This window comes from Aminobacter sp. 01T433 (genome assembly GCF_056398585.1).
This window is the reverse complement of sequence record NZ_JBFTPR010000001.1, coordinates 470884-490532: the sequence shown is the minus strand read 5'-3', so window position 1 is coordinate 490532 and position 19649 is coordinate 470884. Positions and strand designations below refer to the sequence as shown.

Annotated in this window: 18 protein-coding genes; 6 read left to right on the top strand and 12 right to left on the bottom strand. The window is 62.2% G+C overall.

Features of this window, described 5'->3' with window-relative positions; all coding sequences use genetic code 11:
- Positions 1 to 67: 67 nt before the first annotated feature.
- The 5 genes from AC1DLV_RS02485 to AC1DLV_RS02465 all read right to left on the bottom strand — a co-directional run bounded on the left by AC1DLV_RS02485 (position 68) and on the right by AC1DLV_RS02465 (position 5588).
- Positions 68 to 1588 (bottom strand): DUF1254 domain-containing protein, encoded by a 1521-nt coding sequence (locus AC1DLV_RS02485; protein WP_476799648.1) that lies wholly within the window; start codon positions 1586 to 1588, stop codon positions 68 to 70.
- A 19-nt stretch (positions 1589 to 1607) separates the two neighbouring features.
- The gene (locus AC1DLV_RS02480; RefSeq protein ID WP_476799649.1) at positions 1608 to 2105 is read right to left on the bottom strand and encodes a hypothetical protein; all 498 of its coding nucleotides are present in this window, start codon (positions 2103 to 2105) and stop codon (positions 1608 to 1610) included.
- A 14-nt stretch (positions 2106 to 2119) separates the two neighbouring features.
- Positions 2120 to 3538: a DUF1254 domain-containing protein gene (locus AC1DLV_RS02475; RefSeq protein ID WP_476799650.1), complete on the bottom strand. Its 1419-nt coding sequence runs from the start codon at positions 3536 to 3538 to the stop codon at positions 2120 to 2122.
- A gap of 783 nt (positions 3539 to 4321) precedes the next feature.
- Entirely contained in the window at positions 4322 to 4774 is a 453-nt protein-coding gene (locus tag AC1DLV_RS02470; protein ID WP_476799651.1) for an SRPBCC family protein, read from the bottom strand.
- Between the two features lie 73 nt (positions 4775 to 4847).
- Positions 4848 to 5588 carry a class I SAM-dependent methyltransferase gene (locus AC1DLV_RS02465; protein ID WP_476799652.1) on the bottom strand — a complete coding sequence of 247 codons (741 nt, stop codon included), beginning with the start codon at positions 5586 to 5588 and terminating at the stop codon, positions 4848 to 4850.
- A gap of 190 nt (positions 5589 to 5778) precedes the next feature.
- Here AC1DLV_RS02465 and AC1DLV_RS02460 point away from each other — a divergent pair, with 190 nt between their 5' ends.
- Positions 5779 to 7581, top strand: coding sequence for an IlvD/Edd family dehydratase (locus AC1DLV_RS02460; RefSeq protein ID WP_476799653.1), 1803 nt, complete (start codon positions 5779 to 5781; stop codon positions 7579 to 7581).
- Between the two features lie 323 nt (positions 7582 to 7904).
- Here the strand turns inward: AC1DLV_RS02460 and AC1DLV_RS02455 are convergent, their stop codons facing one another.
- The 4 genes from AC1DLV_RS02455 to AC1DLV_RS02440 form a co-directional block, all read right to left on the bottom strand.
- Positions 7905 to 8672 (bottom strand): DUF899 domain-containing protein, encoded by a 768-nt coding sequence (locus tag AC1DLV_RS02455; protein WP_476799654.1) that lies wholly within the window; start codon positions 8670 to 8672, stop codon positions 7905 to 7907.
- Between the two features lie 80 nt (positions 8673 to 8752).
- Positions 8753 to 9202 (bottom strand): GFA family protein, encoded by a 450-nt coding sequence (locus AC1DLV_RS02450; protein ID WP_476799655.1) that lies wholly within the window; start codon positions 9200 to 9202, stop codon positions 8753 to 8755.
- A 105-nt stretch (positions 9203 to 9307) separates the two neighbouring features.
- Positions 9308 to 9769: an SRPBCC family protein gene (locus tag AC1DLV_RS02445; protein ID WP_476799656.1), complete on the bottom strand. Its 462-nt coding sequence runs from the start codon at positions 9767 to 9769 to the stop codon at positions 9308 to 9310.
- Entirely contained in the window at positions 9753 to 10112 is a 360-nt protein-coding gene (locus AC1DLV_RS02440) for an ArsR/SmtB family transcription factor (protein WP_476799657.1), read from the bottom strand. Before AC1DLV_RS02440 ends, AC1DLV_RS02445 begins: the two co-directional genes overlap by 17 nt.
- A gap of 146 nt (positions 10113 to 10258) precedes the next feature.
- Here AC1DLV_RS02440 and AC1DLV_RS02435 point away from each other — a divergent pair, with 146 nt between their 5' ends.
- Complete coding sequence (locus AC1DLV_RS02435; RefSeq protein WP_476799658.1) at positions 10259 to 10969, top strand: DUF6065 family protein; 711 nt, start codon at positions 10259 to 10261, stop codon at positions 10967 to 10969.
- A gap of 78 nt (positions 10970 to 11047) precedes the next feature.
- On the opposite strand, the gene AC1DLV_RS02430 is transcribed toward AC1DLV_RS02435, so the two are convergent.
- Positions 11048 to 11398, bottom strand: a complete 351-nt coding sequence (locus AC1DLV_RS02430) for a hypothetical protein (RefSeq protein ID WP_476836108.1) — start codon at positions 11396 to 11398, stop codon at positions 11048 to 11050.
- Between the two features lie 166 nt (positions 11399 to 11564).
- Here AC1DLV_RS02430 and AC1DLV_RS02425 point away from each other — a divergent pair, with 166 nt between their 5' ends.
- Positions 11565 to 13148: a peptide ABC transporter substrate-binding protein gene (locus tag AC1DLV_RS02425; protein WP_476799660.1), complete on the top strand. Its 1584-nt coding sequence runs from the start codon at positions 11565 to 11567 to the stop codon at positions 13146 to 13148.
- Between the two features lie 99 nt (positions 13149 to 13247).
- Complete coding sequence (locus AC1DLV_RS02420; protein ID WP_476799838.1) at positions 13248 to 13646, top strand: hypothetical protein; 399 nt, start codon at positions 13248 to 13250, stop codon at positions 13644 to 13646.
- Between the two features lie 10 nt (positions 13647 to 13656).
- Here the strand turns inward: AC1DLV_RS02420 and AC1DLV_RS02415 are convergent, their stop codons facing one another.
- Complete coding sequence (locus AC1DLV_RS02415) at positions 13657 to 15246, bottom strand: trimethylamine methyltransferase family protein (RefSeq protein WP_476799661.1); 1590 nt, start codon at positions 15244 to 15246, stop codon at positions 13657 to 13659.
- Between the two features lie 179 nt (positions 15247 to 15425).
- Positions 15426 to 16919, bottom strand: a complete 1494-nt coding sequence (gene pdxR / locus AC1DLV_RS02410; protein ID WP_476799662.1) for a MocR-like pyridoxine biosynthesis transcription factor PdxR — start codon at positions 16917 to 16919, stop codon at positions 15426 to 15428.
- 249 nt (positions 16920 to 17168) lie between these two features.
- On the opposite strand from pdxR, the gene pgi reads away from it, so the two are divergent.
- Positions 17169 to 18827, top strand: coding sequence for a glucose-6-phosphate isomerase (gene pgi / locus AC1DLV_RS02405; RefSeq protein WP_476799663.1), 1659 nt, complete (start codon positions 17169 to 17171; stop codon positions 18825 to 18827).
- 92 nt (positions 18828 to 18919) lie between these two features.
- The gene (locus tag AC1DLV_RS02400; RefSeq protein ID WP_476799664.1) at positions 18920 to 19630 is read left to right on the top strand and encodes an HAD family hydrolase; all 711 of its coding nucleotides are present in this window, start codon (positions 18920 to 18922) and stop codon (positions 19628 to 19630) included.
- Positions 19631 to 19649 lie beyond the last annotated feature (19 nt).

The following is a 19649-nucleotide window of genomic DNA, read 5'->3' as shown; positions in this document are numbered from 1 at the left end:
TGGCTTTTTTTGCAGCAGGCATTTGCCGGCACGGCAAACCGCTATTCAGTTGGGCAATGCCCTTCTTTCAGCCTGCCTTCTGCACCGCCGGCGGTGTCCAGGAACCGTCCATGACAGGCGTTTTCGGCCAGTAGGCGCGCACATAGAGTGAAAAGTCGCCCTTCGGCGCTGGCAGCCAATTGGCGCGTGCGACCGGATCGGTCGGCTCTTCGGCCTGCACCGTGATCGTCAGCGAACCATCGGCGGAAAGCTTGAGATCCTTGTTCTTGGTGCCGACCGAGAAGCGGTTTATCGGGTTAGCGACGAAGAAATGGTGCTCGTTGTAGATCGAAAGGGACCAGAACCCGTTCACGGGCGGCGTCCCGTCCTTGGCAAACGTCACGGTATAGCGGTTGTTGCTATTCAGCCGTTCGCCCGAGGCATCGAGGTCCTGGTAGAAATACTTCGTCTCGTCGGGCGAGTTGACCAGGATGTTCGATTTCGCAACCGCCGTCCGCGTAAAATAGTCTGTTCCGAACGCGGACTCGTTTGAGATCGTGCTCCAGTGGTGCGGCAGTTGCTGGCCGTAATTGCGGAACTGGAACAGCGGATTGACGAGCTTGTCTTCGGCGTCCTTGGCGGCATCGACCATGGCCTGCTTGATTTTCGGATCGTTCTTGGCGGCGGCGAGTACAGCCAGCAACTGCGCATAGCGCGCTTCTTCGCCGGGCAGCGGCGGCGCGTCGGCGAGCACCACGGGCAGCTCATCAAAAAACTTCTCGGGGAACACCCATCGCGTTTCCTCTTCGCCGTGAGGGGCGCCTGGAACTTTCGGCAGCTCGCTCCACTTGATGCTCTTCAACCGCCCGTCATAATCCGCGAGCGGATACATCACGATGCCGGTCAGCGCGTCCTGAATCGCGCGCTTGTCTTCCGGCGTGTCATTTTGGGCGATACGTGGCGCAACAAGGCCGGTCTTGCTCGACGACCGGAAGACGCGCGTTATTCCCTTCGGCACGTCACCATCCCAGTCGGGTCCGACCAGGAGGTAGAAGCCGGGAGTGCTGCCATGCATCTTGCCGAGTTGCGCGAAGCTATCCGTGCGCAGATCGACAATCTGGTAGACCCAGAAACGGTCGCCGAAATCCGGCACCTGGATGACGACAGGGGAAACATCAAGCGCTAGCAGTCCAAGACCGTAGACCACGTCCTGGTTCGGGCACGCCACATTGCGCTCTTCCGGATCGACGTAATCGGTGAGCATGGTCAACGCGTTGAGCGGCGATTCGAGCAACGGGCCGACGTATCTGTGTTCCTTCATCTTCGCGAAAGCGAGCCGACGGTTGTACATATTGACCAGCGGCCACGCCCAGAAGAAGGCGTCGCGCGCGACATGGGCGGCATAGGCCTCGGTGATCTTGACGCTTGCGTCCGGTCCCGACGGCAAAGCGCGCGCCCAATCCGGCGAGGGCGGTAGCGGCTGGGGGTTCAGTTCCGAGGCCTGCGCTGAAGCGACGGCCGCGCCGCTGGCGCCGAAGGCCGTGGCCGCTGTGAGCGTAGCGGCGCCGAGCAACAAGTCACGGCGGTCGAGTTTGGCATTGCTGATCATGACTGTTCCTGTCTCATGCCTAAGCGGTTCCTGGGATTGTCTTGAGGGCACGCCACACCGTACCGAACATCAGCAGCGCGCCCGCGAAGTAGAGTGCTATGAAAAACGCCTGGCCGAGCAGCCAGGCGTTCTTTCCCACCGCGATGGGCGAGTAGTAGTAGCCGGGCCAGATCGCGTCGAAGACGAAATAGCCGGGATAGCCGACAGCGAAGACGCCGAGGAGCCCGATCACGCAGAGCCAGAGCGCGCCCGAGCCTTTTTCGTCGACCGCCGCTCCTGAGCGGGCGGCGACCATGGAGGTCAGCCCCAGCGCCACCATGCCAAGCCCGCCGCCCTGCACGGCGGCGACCGACAGCGTCCAGGGGCAGGCCCACCAGAGCGTGATGTTTTGCATGAACAGCCCGCCGGTCGGCCAGCGTGCGCCGACACAATAATGGGCGATCATTCCAAAGGTCAGGAACACGCCAAAAATGAAGAGGCCGAGGCCCCATTTCGCGAAACGGGCACCTATGGTCATGGCAACCTCCCAGGCTACTGTGCCGCGACCTTCTCCACGTCAGGCAGGGTCCAAATCTTCTTTTCGAAGAATTCCGGCTTCGGTCCGTAGAGCCGGAACATGAACTCGAACTTTCGCTTGGGATCGGTGGGTACCCAGTTCGTTTCCTGGCCCTTAGGCGCCTTGGGGCCGATGTAGATGTCGACCGAACCGTCCGGGTTCTTCTTCAGCTCCTGGGCATTCGAAGCGCGGCTGGCGCGGTCGACACCTTTGATCAGCGCATGCGTCTCCCGGTCGTAGGCCGTGACAGACCAGTATTGATCGACCGGCACATTCGCTGGCACGTGAAGCTTGTAGGTCTTTGAGCCGTCATAGGCCTCGCCGTCCTTGTCCTTGATGTTGATGAGATAAAACTGGCCGGCCCCGAGCCGCTTTATGCCGATATATCCGTAGGTGTACGTGAGCCCGCGTGCGTCGACGGGATAGGCATCGGGGTCGGCGAAGCCTTTCGATACCGCGAGCGGGAGTTCCGGGTTGGTCGGAAAGGTCCAGTGCGTGCCTTCGAAGAAGGTCGGCTGGCCCGCATCATATTTTGCCTCAAGGTAAGCATGCGCTTCGCCGATACCCGCATTGAGAGACTGCTTCGTTGTCTCGTCGGGCGCGAAATTCTTGCCCTTCTCGATGCCCAGCGTCCGCAACGGGTCGATCATCGCACGGTCGCGGTCGAGCCAGGGCTCGTTCTGGATGATGCGATCGAGGTGAACGAAGAAGCTGTCGTCGTAACGGATCGTGGTATCGAACAGGATGTCCTTCACGTCAGTGAAGACGGTCTTAGGCGGGTTTGCCGCCTGCGAAAGCGGGTAGACCTTGACCTGCTTTGCATAAGCAATCGACTTGGCCACGTCCGCGTCGCCATGGCTCTTCATGTTCGAGCGGATCAGCACGTAGCTGCCATGGGTGTTCGGCTGCAGCGCGGCATATCCGTCCGGAATCGCCTTGGAATATCCCGGCGGCAATATCAGCAGCTTAATGCCTTTGCCCTTGTCGACCCCGAGAAGGCCAGCGTCTTCCATCGGCTCCTGCCAGATGTTGACGAAATTGGCATTGAGGGAGCCGTCGGCCGTGGCCGGCGGTATCTCGACGACGATCGGCCCGACCTCCTGCGTGTTGAAAAACGACATCAGGTAGAGTGTGTCGGGATTGGGCGTCAGCGTCTGGTTCTTCCAGTCGAGCGGCTTCCCCCAATAGATGACCTCGTTCACCTTGCCGGGCGTCTTGGTCAGCATCTCCTGCAGCATGATGTCGTAGTTGACGGCAGGCATGCCCCAGTTCGCCGCCTCGACGGCGCGCCGCTCGATGGCCCGCTTCTGCAGTTCGACAGGGGAAAAGTCTTGCGCGTGCAACAGGCCGGTAGCCATAGCCAGAGCTGCCGTGGCCATGATCAATCGCCTCATCGCATCCTCCTGGTGGTGGTTGCGAGATCATGGCGGGAAGGTTCGGCCGGAGCAAGCCTGTATTCGTTGCGGAGCGGTGACCCTCTCGCGAGATAGAAGCCGTGTACTGCCCTATTTGCAGTGCAACGTCGGCTCGGGTCGACGATTAGCTGTAAGCCCCCATGCCTTCGTCATCCTCGGGCGGAGCAGGAGCGAAGCGACGCGCGGGGGTCGCGCAGCGACGGGATCCATGCCGTGAAGTGGCAACTACTGCTGCGGTCCAGAACCCGCGAGCAGCTACGCTAGCTGTCACCATGTGTCAGCAACCATCGTGGATAGCCACGCCGGTTTTTCCACGCCCTGAAAACCTGCCGTATCATTCTCCTCGCGATCTTCCACGGGACCCCGGTGCGCACCGGGCTCGGGGGGAAGCGCCGGTGCCGGGCTGGTGTGAGGTCGGTTCTCCTGCTGGGTGATGAGCCCCCAAGCCCGGGCCTTGCGGCGGCTGGCGGTGAAAGCCGAGGCGACTGAGCGGGGCAAGAACACCGAGCGGGGCGCGAACGTCGCGCCATACAATTACTATCGGAAGGCACGGCCTCGCGCCCCGCTTCCCGAACTTTTCATGAGCAATAGCCAGACCGGAAACGGGGCGTGGCGGTGAACAAGCTTGGCTCCTTCGCCCCGTTTACGGGGAGAAGGTGCCGGCAGGCGGATGAGGGGCGGTGCGAACTTGCATAATTTAGTGCTGCCCCTCACCCGGCCCTTCTGGCCACCCTCTCCCCGTAAACGGGGCGAGGGAAATTCCTACGCCCCGCCCACCTTTTCGCCGAAGGTCGAGAAAAACTGGCCGGCCAGCTTCTTCGAGGTCGAGGTGATCAGGCGGCTGCCGAGCTGGGCGATCTTGCCGCCGACATCGGCCTTGGCCTCGTATTTCAGGATCGTCGTGTCTGGCCCGTCCTCGGTCAGCGTAACGTCCGCCCCACCCTTGGCGAAACCGGCGATGCCGCCCTTGCCTTCGCCAACGATGGTATAGGAGTGCGGTGGGTTGAGGTTCTTCAGCGTTACCTCGCCGGTGAAGGTCGCCTTGATCGGACCGATCTTGAGCACCACCTTGGCGGCCATCTCGGTGGGCGAACTCATCTCCAGGCTCTCGCAGCCGGGAATGCTCTCTTTCAGGATTTCGGGATCGTTGAGCGCCTTCCACACCACGTCGATGGGGGCGGCGATCTTTTCTTCGCCTTCGATCACCAGGGCCATGCGCAATCCTCCCGAATGCCAATCCTTGAGGGGTAACGCAGCGCCCAGCGATTGTCCATCACACCAGCGGGGGTCAGCCCTTGTGGCCGATCGGGATGATCTCGGGTGCGTCAGATGCATAGGGCGCGCCCTGCCAGCTGCCGAGCCAGCGGTCGACGACAAGCCCGGCATCGGCCATCATCGCGGCGAGCGGAGCCTGTGCTGGAAAGGCAATGCGCGACTGGGCATGGATCTGCCGCCCGTCAGCCGGGATACGGTAGAAAGTGTCGTAGGTGACGATGCCGGTCGCCTCATCCTGGACGGCGTCGTTCCACGCCTCGACCGCGCCGAAGGTCGGGTGCTCGATCATGCGCTGCGAGTCAGCGGGGCCCCACTCCAGCCAGGCCTTCGCCGCCGGATTGCGGGTGTCGAAGATGAAGCGCCCGCCAGGTGCGAGATGGGCGGCGATAGTGTCGAGTGCCGCGCGCTGGTCCTCAGGTGTCAGGAACACCTGGAAGGCATGACCGGTCAAAAGCACGAGGTCGAATCTCTTGCCGAGACGCAGCGAACGGGCATCGCCCTCGACCCATTCGACATTGTCGCCGCCGGGGCGCTTGCGGGCGACATCGAGCATGGCGGCAGCCGGATCGGCGCCTGTGACTGCCCGACCGGACGACAGTGCCACCGTCAGCGCGCCGGTGCCGCAGCCGAGATCGAGCACGGTCTTCGCCTCGCCGGCGAATCGGAGGATGAAATCGACGTCGTCGCCACCCTCGTTTTCAAGATCGTAGAACTGCACAAGCTCGGGGTCGATATAGAGGCGGTCGTCGATCAAGGCACTGGCCCTCATGTCACTGGCGGCGTTTTCATAACATCGCCGCGGCGCAAGGACAGCCCAGATGTTTGGGCCAGCAGCGGCTTTCGAAGCCAGCGCGATCTCATGTCTCACGCGCCGCACCTTCGTCGCTCTTGCAGCGGTTTGGTCCTTGCCATAACGATGAAGGTCCGGATTTCGGGAGGAATTGATGGCCGGCCAAAAGACAACGAAGAAGCTCCGTTCGCAGGAGTGGTTCGACAATCCCGACAATCCCGGCATGACCGCGCTTTATCTCGAGCGCTACCTGAATTTCGGCCTGACGCGCGAGGAGCTGCAATCGGGCAAGCCGCTGATCGGCATCGCCCAGACCGGCTCGGACCTGTCGCCTTGCAACCGCCACCACATCGAACTGGCCAAGCGTGTGCGTGAAGGCATCATCGCAGCCGGTGGTGTGCCGTTCGAATTTCCCTGCCACCCGATCCAGGAAACCGGCAAGCGCCCCACCGCCTCGCTCGACCGCAACCTGGCATATCTCAGCCTCGTCGAGGTGCTCTACGGCTACCCGCTCGACGGCGTGGTGCTGACTATCGGCTGCGACAAGACCACGCCGGCACTCTTGATGGCGGCGGCCACCGTCAACATCCCGGCGATCGCCCTGTCGGTCGGGCCGATGCTCAATGGCTGGCACAAGGGCGAGCGCACCGGCTCGGGCACCATCGTGTGGAAGTCCCGCGAAAAGCTGTCGTCAGGCGAGATCGACTACGACCAGTTCATGGACATCGTTGCCTCTTCGGCGCCCTCGGTCGGTTATTGCAACACCATGGGCACGGCCACGACGATGAACAGCCTTGCCGAGGCGCTGGGCATGCAGTTGCCCGGCTCGGCGGCGATCCCCGCACCGTATCGCGAACGCGGCCAGATTTCCTACGAGACCGGCAAGCGCATCGTCGACATGGTGCGCGAGGATTTGAAGCCGTCCGACATCATGACGCGCGAAGCCTTCGAGAACGCCATCGTCGTCAATTCGGCGATCGGCGGATCGACCAACGCGCCGATCCATCTCAATGCGATTGCCCGCCATCTCGGCGTGCCGCTGGACAATGACGACTGGCAAAGGATCGGCCATCATGTGCCGCTGCTGGTCAACCTCCAGCCAGCCGGTGAATATCTCGGCGAGGATTTTCACCATGCCGGTGGCGTGCCGGCGGTCGTTGCCGAACTGATGAAGGCCGGCCTGCTGCCGCATCCAAATGCCGCCACCGTCAACGGCAAGACCATGGGCGAGAATTGCGGCGTGGCCGAAAACCACGATGAAAAGGTCATCCGCGCGGTCGCTGATCCCCTGAAGAAGGACGCCGGCTTCATCAACCTCAAGGGCAATCTGTTCGACAGCGCGATCATGAAGACCAGCGTGATCTCGAAGGAATTCCGCGATCGCTATCTGTCGAACCCGCGCGACCCCGAAGCCTTCGAGGGCACGGCCAAAGTGTTCGACGGGCCGGAGGACTATCACGCCCGCATCGACGACCCGGCCGAGAATATCGACGAGAACACAGTACTGTTCATGCGCGGTGCTGGCCCCGTCGGCTATCCCGGCGGCGCCGAGGTGGTCAACATGCAGCCGCCGGCCTATCTGCTCAAGCGCGGCATCCACGCGCTGCCTTGCATCGGCGACGGCCGCCAGTCGGGCACGTCCGGTTCGCCCTCGATCCTCAACGCCTCGCCAGAAGCTGCGGTTGGCGGCGGACTGGCGCTGCTGAAATCGGGGGACCGCGTGCGCATCGACCTGAAGAAAGGCACCGCCGACATTCTGGTCACCGACGACGAGATCACCCGTCGCCGCGCCGAACTGCAGAACAATGGCGGCTATCACTTCCCGGCGCATCAGACGCCGTGGCAGGAAATCCAGCGCTCGATGGTCGACCAGCTGTCGGAGGGCATGGTTCTGAAGCCGGCGGTGAAATACCAGCGCGTGGCGCAAACCAAGGGCATCCCGCGCGACAACCACTAGGGAATGCCGCGCGGGATTTTGGTTAGTTCAGCCTCGATATCTGCTGCTTGCTTTGACGGCCAATAGAATTGCCGTCGCAGATGGGTTGAGACCAAATCTCGGCCAGGATGGTGCGCCGATGGTTTTCGGCGCGTTCGCCGTAATGCTGAAAATGTTGCGCGGCAGTTGCCGTCCCAGCACCAAGGCCCAGAGCCACGGCAATCGCCGCAGCCCGTCGCGATGCTGAATGCCAACCCGACGCCGCCTTCAGCAAGCGGCGCCAGGCTGCCATCACGGCGATGACCAGCGCTCCAATGGCGCAGCACATCGGTGCATCTCCTCGCTCAGGCGTGCTTGCTGCAGCCGCAATCGGCCGGATGGTAGCGGCCTGTCGGCTCGACCATTCCGCCCTTGCCATACATGTCGTGCGGCCGCACCCAGCTTGTCAGGTTGGCAGGTGCGGCTTCGTTGCGGCCCTTGGGCATGACGTCGAGAATGCCGTAAGCGCCGAGATACATTTCGCCACCTCGACCGAAGTTCGCGTAGGTCAGAAATATCTGACCGTCTTGGTCCTTGTAGAAGACGCTGTTGCCCGAGAGGTCCTCGATCTCGAAGTCGAACGCCTCGAAGTTGTAGACCGCGCGTTTCGCCGCCAACTGCTCAGGCGTGTAGGAAACGTTGAAGTCGTAGTTGAAGTCGCTGCCGAATGAGGAGACGAAGTTCAAGCGCCAGCCCATGCGCCGCTTGAGGACCTCGATCTCGGCCAGTGGTGCGCGCGCCACCGCGACATAGGTGACGTCGTGGTTTTCGAGATGCACCAGCACGCCTTCGGCATTGTCGACCTCGAACGAGCAGCCGACACAATGGTGGACCTGGCCCGGGCCCATCATGAAATGCTTGATGAACAGCTGACTGCGCCCATCGAACAGATCGGCAAGCGACATCTTGCCCTTGGGGCCCTCGAAAAAATACGGCTTGTCGATCTTGATCCAGGGCAGCGACCGTCTCTCGGCGCTCAACTCGTCGCGCGCCCTGGTCATTGCCTTTTCCTTGGCCAGCAGCGCACGGCGCGCCACCACCCACTCATCTCGCGTCACGATTTCATGCTGCATCACGCTCTCCATCGTTTGGACACAGGTGTCCCGCCGGCCGCAGGGTTGCGCCCGGTATGCTTGAAGCTCGTACTTTGCTGCTAGAGATAGGCCGTCTGGGTCGGAGGCCGGTCCCAGGCATCGTTCTTGCCGTCCTCGTAGATGATTGGCACTTCGGCGAGCGCTTCTGGCGCAACATCGTCGAGGCAGGCGACATTGATGGCGATGAAATCACCGCCCATCGGCTCGAAGCTTGCGGTGGCGAAGGGATGGACACCGCAACGGCTGCAGAAGGTGTGGCGGATGGCCCGTTCGCCGAAGCGGTATTCGGTCAGCATCTCGGCGCCCTCCGTCACGCGAAAGCCCGACGGACGGGCAAAGGCCTTCCAAATCCGCGTCTTGGCGCACCACGAACAGTTGCAGCGGAAGCTCGACGTCCACCAGACGCCGTCAAGCTCAGGCTTGGAGCGCTGGCCCGCCGGCGCGAGGTCAAGCTGGCATTCGAAATGCACAGCCCCGCAATGGCAGCTGCCGCGATAGGTCTTCAACATCGTCCATCTCCAAGGCATGGCGCATCGTCCCAAAAATCGGCGGCGATCTTCGGTAAGTGCTGGTTTCAATGTTCAAGTCAGCTAGCGCGCATGGCGCGCAAAGGTTCAGATCACCGGACGGCCAGCGAGCGCGTCGGCCAGACGATCGAGGCATTGGCCCCAGCCACCCAGATGGGAGTCGCGGGTTTCGACGTCGAGGAACGGCTCCTGGCGGAAGGTCAGCCGCGTGCCGTCGCCCTCGGCCTTCAGCGTTATCGTCACCAGGGTCTGCCAGTCCGGATCGTGATCCCAGGCGAAGGTGAAGACGATCCTCTCGTTTTCGACGATCTCGCGGAAGGTGCCGGACATGCCGTTGTCGCTGTCGCCGTGGATCAGCAGGTGGTAGCTGCCGCCCTTGCGGAACTCATGCGTCTCGCAGCTCGACGTGAAGCCCTTCGGGCCCCACCAGCGGCAGAGATGCTCGGGGCTCGACCACATGCGAAAGACGAGTGCCGGCGGCGCATCGAAGACGCGCGAGAATTCGAGGACAAGCGACTGGGCGGCGACGGTGTCAGTTCTTGCGGTCATCGGGTCCTCCGTTGGGTTGAGCGGTCTGCAATTCCTTGAGGTAGTCGGCCATTCGGTCGAAGCTCGCATCCCAGAAGCGACGGTAATGCTCGACCCAGTTGGCAATGTCCTTGAGCGGGCCTGCCTCCAGCCGGCACGGCCGCCACTGCGCCTCGCGACCCCGGCTGATGAGCCCTGCGCGCTCCAGCACCTTCAGGTGGCGCGAGATCGCCGGCAAGCTCATGGCGAAAGGTTCAGCGAGTTCGTTGACGGTTGCCTCGCCAAGCGCCAGGCGGGCGAGAATGGCGCGCCGCGTCGGATCGGCGAGCGAGGAGAAGGTGGCGCTGAGGCGATCGTCGGTCATTTATTTAGCAATCATGTTAATTAACATATCGGTTAATTACTGCCAATAAGGTTTACTGTCAAGCGCGGCCTTCTGAATGCCCAAGCGCGCCTCGTGGAATAGACGTCGGCCCCGCGCGTTCTCCCGCCATCACGCAGGAGAAAACGATGTTTCCATTTTCGTCGAAGCCGCCCTCGATCCGCTTTTTGTGCCGACCGGAAGATGACGGCGTCATCCCGCCGCCCGTACCGGCCAAGACCTTCCTGCCCGACTGGTTCCGCAAGCTGCCCGCGGTCGACCCATCCAAGCTTTCGACAGGAGACAGTGGCCTCACCATCAAGCGCTGCATGCCGTTTCTCGATGCCATGACGGCAGGCTGGATCATCAGGCTCGCAGCCACTGTGCGCATGGAAATCTCTGACGGTGGCAAGACGGTAGATACCGCCTGGGATTTCGACCGCACGCTGATCTCCAATCACGGCGCGCACCAGGTTGCAGGAAATCCGCGCCAGCCGGCGCCGCCGTGCAAGTTCCACAACTACTGGAGCGTACGCACGCCGCCCGGCTGGAGCTGCCTGTTCGTGCAGCCGCTGAACCGGCCAAACGGCATCTTCGAACTGGTCTCGGGCGTGGTCGATACCGACACCTATACGGCTGAAATCCACTTTCCGTTCTTTGCGACAGGCGCCGACGGCTTGCACATCATCGAAAAAGGCGCGCCGTTGGTGCAGGTCATTCCTTTCGAACGCAAGGCGCTTGAACTGACCGCCGATATACGCGCCGAGCGCAAGGATGAAGAGCAGGACCGCCGTCGTATCTTCCGCAACACCATCGCGTCCGATGGCTGGTATCGCAAGGTCGCGCGGGCACCACGTTAAGATGCAGGCCTTGTGCCAAACGCAAAGGGCCGGTGGAATTTCCACCGGCCCTTCTGCTTGATGATGCCGTGTCCGCGATCAATCGTCGTCGGAAGAGGAATTCGACGAACTGTTCGAGCTCGAGTTCGATGAGGAATTCGAGCTGGAATTGGACGACGAGTTGGAGCTCGAATTGCTCGACGAATTGGACGAGCTGTTGGAGCTTGAGTTGTTTGACGAGTTCGAAGAACGGTTGGAACTCGAATTGTCCGAAGAATTGGACGAGCGGTTGCTGCTGGAATTCGACCAACCACTACGGTCGCTCGAATTCTTGCCGCCTGAAACGACCGACTTGAAGAATTTCGAAACATCATTGTCCGCCATCGCAGGCGTCTGCGTAGCAGGTGCTGCGACCAGCATTGCGCCAAGAACGGCGAGGATCTTTTTCATCTGTCATCTCCTGTTCGACAATCTTGGTGATTGCCTGGGAGGAACGGGAGACCTTTTGGTCTATTCCATCGATGGGAGAAAAATCGGCAGGCAAGGGCAAAGGCGCGCAGCTTCACTCATGCAACCCCGTGATGTAGGTTGCGACAGCAACAGAGGGGCAATGGCCATGCGTAATCGCATCGCATCCTGGCTGAGTGCATTCATCCTGGTTCCGATATTGCTGACAAACGCGGCCCTGGCAGCGACGCTTGACATCCAGACATCGGCCGAACCGGCGACACTCGACCCGCAGAAACTGACCGGCGATTGGCCGGATCTGATCATCGGCGATCTGTTTGAAGGGCTGGTCACGGAGGATGCTTCCGGCACTCCGGTGGCGGGCCAGGCGGAATCCTGGAAGGTATCGTCGGACGGTTTGACCTATACGTTCAAGCTGCGCGACGGACTGAAATGGAGCGACGGCGAAGCGCTGGAGGCGAACGACTTTCTGCTTGGGTTGCGCCGCGTGCTCGACCCCAAGACCAAGGCCGATTTCGCTTTCATCCAGTTCCCCATCAAGAACGCGGAGGCCTTCAACAGCGGGCAGGTAACCGACCCGTCAGCGCTCGGCGTGGCCGCACCCGATGCCCAGACGCTTGAAATCAAGCTCGAACGGCCGATGCCCTATTTCCTGCAGGCGCTGGTGCAGGCGAGTGCCTATCCGGTGCCGCAGCACATCATCGAGAAGTTCGGCGATGACTGGGCCAAGCCCGAACATCTGGTGGGCAATGGCGCCTTCAAACTCGCCGAATGGAAGCCTGGGAAGACGCTGCGCGCGGTAAAGAACGACAGATATCGTGAGGCTGGCGAGGTCGAGCTCGACGAGGTCGTTTATCATTTCATCGACGACGAAGGTGCGACGCTTGCGGCCTACAAGGCCGGCAACATCGATATCGCCACGCAGTTCCCTGCCGCGCAAATGGATGAATTGCAGTCGAGCCGGCCAGGCGAGGCGCGCATCGTGCCCGCGCTCGGCATCTGGTACTACGTGCTCAACCTGAAGACCCAGCCCTTCAACGATCCACGGGTGCGGCGCGCATTGTCGATGGTGATCGACCGCGAGCAAATAGGCACAGTTCTGGAGACCGGACAGCTGGCCGCCTATGGGATGGTACCGCTCGGCGTGCCGGGCTTTGGCGACACTCCCTACATGCCCGACTGGAGCGCGAAGACGCACGAGCAGCGCGTCGCCGAGGCGAAAACGCTGATGAAATCCGCCGGCTACGGACCCGCCAAGCCGCTCAAATTCCAGCTGCGCACCTCCAACCTGCCCCTGCAGATCAAGACCAGCGAGGCGGTCGCTAAGGCATGGAAGGAGATCGGAGCGGAAGTGGAGTTTGTCAGGGAGGAAATCCCTGAACATCAGGACGCGCTCAAAAAGGGCGATTTCACCGCCGGCAGCACGCGATGGATCCTCGACTATGCGGACGCAAACGACTCGCTCGCGTTGATGAAAACCGGCCACCCAAACAATTATGCGGGCTATTCGAATCCGGGCTTCGACATTCTTCTCAGCAAGGCAGCGACCGAACAGGATGCCGCGGAGCGGGTCCTGCTGCTACGGGTCGCGGAAAAGATAGCACTGGACGAAACGGCGGTGATTCCGCTGACCTGGGCCGTATCGAAAAACCTGGTGTCGCCGAAAGTTGTCGGCTTCGAAGACAATGTCCGTGACGTGCACCGCTCACGCTGGTTGTCGCTCAAGGAGTGACGGTTGGAGCTGCTTCTGGATCGACATCCATGCTCGCGCAGTTGGCCTTTGAATTCCGTTTCCAAACCGCCTAGGTGATGAGGAAACGGCAGGGACATGATGGCCAAACGACGCTCTTCCCTTGGATTTCTCGGCATGTTCGGCCGCTCGGGCGATCTGCGCGAGCTGGATGCGGCCTTGCGCGCCGCCGACCTGCATCCCGCGCTGGTGCCGGAAGGTGTGAAACTCACCATCGTCAATCTGATGAAAGATCACTGGCCCGAAGAGCCGCCCTCACAAGCTTACCCGCCGGTGGCGCAGCTGTTTGGCTATTGCATCGCCGGGCCGGAAGCGTTCGAGCGGGCCAACGGCCGCGATTATATGGAGCAAGCCGAGCAACGGATCGAGGCAGCGCTGGAAGCCGGCGATGGTTTCGACGCCGAGATCGTATTGCTTGCGCTGCATGCCAAGCTGATCAACCCCGAGGTGGTCGAGCGTTTCGGGCTGACCGCCGACTGAGCAGCCGCCCCTACCCGCCCATGCCGCTGCGCGGCAGCCTGATCAGTTCGCCGAAGCGGGCGCGCAGCTTGTCGTCGGTGGCTTTTGCAACATGGCGCGGAAAACGTTCGGCCAGAATGCGTTTCTTCTCTGATATCGCCTTGCCCAGCAAATCGGGCTTGCCCTTTTCGATCCACTCCTTGGGCGAAAAGCGGTCGGCGACGGCGGGATAGAAATATTCGGTCTGCATAAGCCTGAGCGTCTGCTCGTTGCCGAGATAGTGGCCGGGGCCGTTAAGGCACACCTCTGATATGGTGTCGATCGAAAGTGCAGCGTCCGTGACCTCGATGCCGCGCACGCAGCGCAAGCATTGGCCCAGCATGTCGTTGTCGATGATCAGGCTTTCCAGGCAAAAGCCGAGCAGCGAGGCATGCATGCCCGCGGACTCATAGACCAGATTGAGGCCGGAGAGGCCGGCCATGACGTTGGTGATGCCCTTTTCGTAACCTGACTGGATGTCGGGCAGCTTGGAGTCGGCCATGCCGGCAGCCGAACCGCCGGGCAGGTCGTAGAACTGTGCCATCTGGGCGCAAGCCGCAGTCAGCAGCGCCTGCTCGGCCGAGCCGCCCGACATGGCGCCGGTGCGCAGATCGGAGACGAAGGGCCAGGTGCCGAAGATCGCGGGGTGGCCGGGTTTGAGCGCGTTGACATAGACGAGACCGGCAAGCACCTCGGCTACGGCCTGGACCACGGCGCCGGCAATGGCCGCCGGTGCGGTCGCGCCCGCCTGGCCAGCGGAGAGCAACAGGATCGGAATGCCACCATCGACGCAGGCTTCGAGCACGCCGCAGGCATCTTCGGCGAATTTCATCGGCGGCACGACGAAACAATTGGAATTGGATACGAAAGGCCGCGCCCTGAAATTCTCCTCGCCGCCGGCGATTTCGTAAAGCATCTCAAGTGCCGGGGCGACGTTTTCGCGCACGGTGAAGCTGGTGCCGACGTGCTTCGACGTGCCCGACACGCAGGCGTAGAGCGTGTTGAAATCCATTTCGAGCGGGTCGGGGATGTCGCGCGGTACCATGGGGCGCTGGAAGAAGTGGATGTTGTCGAGCCCATCGACGATGCGGGCCGCGTCATAAATGTCCTGCAGCAGGCTTTCGCGGTATTCGCGCTTTTCGACATCGACAAGATGCACGGCGGCGCCGGCCGTGCCGTAGTGCACGCGCTTGCCCTGGATCAACATGTCATGCCTGGGGTCCTGGCCGCAGAGCGTGAAGTTGCGGGCGGCGTTCTTGATGGTGGAAAGCACTAGCTCGCGCGGGAAGCGGATGCGGCCATCTTCGCTATGTGTCGCGCCGACCCGCGTCAGGGCCTCGATGCAGCTTGGAATGGCGTTGGCGAAGCCGACTGTTTCGAGCAGCGTCAGCACCGCTTCATGGATGCGTTCGAGGTCGTTTGGGGCCAATGCCTTGAAGCTGCCGCCTTCTAGGCCGGCGCGGATGGGTCGGACGTCGTCGGCGAGCGGTGCTGCGCGCATCGCCCGCCTGGCCTCCCGGCCACCGGACCGGCGCGAGCGTTGCTCCAGCGACAGGTCATGGCTTTCGATGGCATGCGACATGCAGGTCCTCCGAACTCTGTGAGGCTGGCCCGCAGTGATTATGCCACCGTCGTGTCGCCTCGTTCCCTTTGCGCGACTATGCCGCGTCCATTGGCCCAGACTATGGGCCAGCGGATTCCGCCGGATATGCCAGAGTACTGATATAAGCCGGCGACACGGAGGAGCCGCCGGCGAAAGAGCTACGCGGCTGCGGGGCGGCGCCCGGCAGCGGTCGCCAGCTCGCGGATTCCGGGCTCGATGTGCTGGAGGGCAATCGAGGAAATGCCCAGTCGCATGAAACGTGTGGGCTTGTCGGAATGCTCGAAGAAGCGTTCGCCTGGTTCGATGATGACGCTGCGCGCCGCAGCTGCCGCCGCAAGCCCGCGCGAGTCGGTGCCACGCGGCCCTTCGAGCCACAAGGACGTGCCTCCGGCAGAGTCGGTCGACTGCCAGTCTGGCAGGAAAGCCGAGAGCGCGTGGACCAATCGCTTGCGCCTCTCGCCGAAGGCCGTGGACAAGCGACGCACCAGCGCCTCGTGGTGGCCGAGCGACAGGAACAGCGCGACCGCGCGCTGGTTGTTGGCCGGGGGGTGACGCAGCATGAAGCGGCGCAGCGCGCGCAGCTCGGAGATCAATCCGGCAGAAGCGACGATGTAGCCAAGGCGCAGGCCAGGTGCGAGCGTCTTCGACATCGAGCCGACATAGACGACACGACCGGAGCGATCGAGGCTCTTCAAAGCCTGCTGGGGGGCTTCGTCGAGCAACTGGCTGTCGTAGCCGTCCTCGATGATGATCTGGTTGTTGCGCGTGGCACGCGCCAAAAGGTCCTGCCGGCGCTCGGCGCTGAGCGGCACCATTGTCGGGCACTGATGGCTCGGCGTGACGAAGACAAAGCCGGCATCGGAAGGGATCGCCGAGGTGACGATGCCCGAATGATCGACCGGGACCGGCTCGATGTCGGCACCGGCGAGCCGGAAGATCGAGCGCGCATCGGGATAGCCCGGGTCCTCCATCGCAACCTTGGAGCCCTTGGTCATGAGCAGCGTGGCGAGCATATAGAGCGCGTTCTGGGCGCCAAGCGTGACGATGATCTCGTCGGGATTGGCGAAAATGCCACGGCGCGGCAGCAGGCGTGCCTGGATCTGCTCGATCAGAAGCGGATCGTCGCGGTCGACCATGTCGGCCGCCCAGTTGCGGATTTCGAGCACGGCCAGCGCCATACGGTTACACTCGCGCCATTCGGCGGTCGGAAACAGCGTCGGATCGAACTGGCCATAGACGAAGGGGTAGGACGACTTGATCCAGTTTTCGAGCTTGGCGGGCGGTGGCATGTCGGAGGCAGCGATCTTGCGGCGCGCCTTCCAATCGATTTCATTGGCTTGGTCGGGGCTCTTCTGATGTGGCTTGGCCGGTGTTGCCAGCACTTCGGGATTGACGAAATGGCCACGGCGCTCGCGCGCCACAAGGAAGCCCTGGTCGACCAGCTGCTGGAAAGCCAGCACCACGGTGCCACGCGCAACGCCAAGCTTTTCAGCAAGGATGCGGCAGGACGGAAGCGGCATCGAAGCCGCGATCTGGCGGTCGAGAATGGCGGCGACGATCGCCTGCCTGATCTGCGCCTGGAGCGTCTGACCTGATTCCGCTGAAATCCGGAACAGGCCGGACCAGATCGCCGTGTCGTTTCGCTGTGGCATAGAACTCTTCCCGCATGTCCAGTCGTTTTGACTTTGCTGGACCATAGAAAGCTATCCTTGGTACAAGCGGTTGCACCAATCAATTTTTCTAATCCTATAGATTTATGCCAGTGAACCTTTCCAGCGCCGGTTGAAAATGAAGGCAATTGAACCGATTGAAATTTGGGACGATAGTCCGCCGCGTGCCTCTCAATGACTCTCAAGGTCTGCTAGGGTGATGCCAGCAGCTCACATACCCGGAGTTTCCAGATGATCGACCAACCCTTTCATGCGGCGCTGACCGCGCTTCGCAACCATCATCCGGACGCGCCGAAGAATTTGCGCGCGGCATTCGCCTCCGACCCGAAGCGGTTCCAGCATTTTTCGGTGACCGACGGCGACTTGCTGTTCGACTGGTCGAAATGCGCAGTCGACGCCAACACCATGGCGCTGCTTGAAAAGCTGGCGCAATCGGTCGACCTCGCTGGCAAGCGCGCGGCGATGTTTGCCGGTGAGCGCATCAACGTCACCGAGGATCGCGCCGTGCTGCATACGGCATTGCGCAACCCTGTCGGCGAACCGGTGATGCTCGACGGCCACAACGTGACGGTCGACGTGCACGCAGTGCTCGACGCCATGGCTGCGTTTGCCGACGACGTCCGCTCGGGCAAGGCGGCAGGTGCCACCGGCAAGAAGATAACCGACATCGTCAATATCGGCATCGGCGGCTCCGACCTCGGCCCGGCGATGGCGACACTGGCACTTGCGCCCTATCATGACGGGCCGCGCGCGCATTTCGTCTCCAATATCGACGGCGCCCATATCCATGACACACTGAAGGATCTCGACGCCGGAACAACGCTGTTCATCATCGCGTCCAAGACCTTCACCACCGTCGAGACCATGACCAATGCAGCGACCGCACGGCGCTGGGTCGAAGAGAAGCTTGGCGCGAAGGCCGTCGGCAGCCATTTCGCGGCGGTGTCGACCGCGCTCGACAAGGTCGCCGCCTTTGGCATCGAGCCCGCCCGCGTCTTCGGCTTCTGGGACTGGGTCGGCGGACGTTACTCGCTTTGGTCGGCGATCGGCCTGCCGATCATGATCGCCATTGGCCCCAAGAATTTCCGCGACTTCCTGGCCGGCGCGCATGCCATGGACCAGCATTTCGCCACCGCGCCGCTGCTCAAGAACATTCCGGTGCTGATGGGGCTGGTCGGCTTCTGGCATCGCGCGGTCTGCAATTACCCGGCGCGCGCGGTCATTCCTTATGACCAGCGCCTGTCGCGCCTGCCGGCGTATCTGCAGCAGCTCGACATGGAATCGAACGGCAAGAGCGTGACGCTTGCAGGCGGCGGGGTGGTGACACCGACCGGGCCGCTGGTCTGGGGCGAGCCGGGCACCAACGGCCAGCACGCCTTCTTCCAGCTGCTGCACCAGGGCACCGATTTCATCCCGGTCGAGTTCCTGGCGGCAGCCGAGGGCCATGAACCCGATCTGCAAGAGCATCATGATCTCTTGCTCGCCAACTGCCTGGCACAGTCGGAAGCGCTGATGAAGGGCCGCACGCTGGAGGAAGCACGGCGGCAGATGCTGACCAAGGGCATCAAGCCCGAGGAGGTCGACAAGATCGCGCCGCACCGTGTTTTCTCAGGCAATCGGCCGTCGGTGACCCTGCTCTACCGCAAGCTCGACCCGCATATGCTGGGCCGGCTGATTGCGCTTTACGAGCACCGGGTGTTCGTCGAGGCGCAGCTGTTCGGCATCAACGCCTTCGACCAATGGGGTGTGGAGCTTGGCAAAGAATTGGCCACCGGGCTGTTGCCTGTCGTGGATGGGCGAGAAAATGCCGCGCGTCACGACTCCTCGACAGCCGGCCTCGTGGAGCATATCCACCGGCTTAGAGCGCCGCGCGTCCATTCGGACGCGTGAAGGACGCTCCAGGACTTTGAGCCTGCGCATCGTGCTTCTTGAAAATCGAAACGATTTTCGGGCAGATGCGCCAGGGCACAGGAGTAAAAGCATTGCGGGGCATCAAGGGCATACTTTTCGACAAGGACGGAACCCTTGTCGATTTCCAGGCGACGTGGTTCGCCATCGGCGAAATGATGGCGCTGAAGGCAGCCGACGGCGACAAGGCACGCGCCAACGCGCTGATGGAATCAGCCGGCTACGATTTTGAAGCGCATGGCTTTCGCGCCGATTCGGTGTTTGCCGCCGGCACCAACGCCGATATCGTGGCACTGTGGTATCCCAACGCCAGCAATGGCGAACGGGCAGCGCTGGTCAAGGTTTTCGACCAGGTGTCGGCCGAACAGGGTTCGGCAAAGGCTGTGCCCCTGCCCGGCAGCAAGGACGCGCTGGCAAGCCTGCATAGTGCTGGCTTCCGGCTCGGCGTCGCCACCAACGATTCGACCAGCGGCGCGGAAAAGACGCTTTTGACGCTCGGCGTCGCCCAGATGTTCGAGGCCGCCTATGGCTATGACGCGGTCGCCAATCCAAAGCCGGCGCCGGATTCGATCCATGCCTTTTCCGATCTCACCGGGCTGAAGCCGTCGGAGATCGCCATGGTCGGCGACAATCGCCACGACCTCGAAATGGCCCGCGCCGGCGGTGCAGGTCTCGCCATCGCCGTGCTTTCTGGCACCGGCACGCGCGAGTCGCTGACGCCGATGGCCGACGTGGTGCTCGATTCGATCGCCGACCTACCGGCCTATCTGGCGTCCAACAACTGATAAGGCGGCATCGGCACAA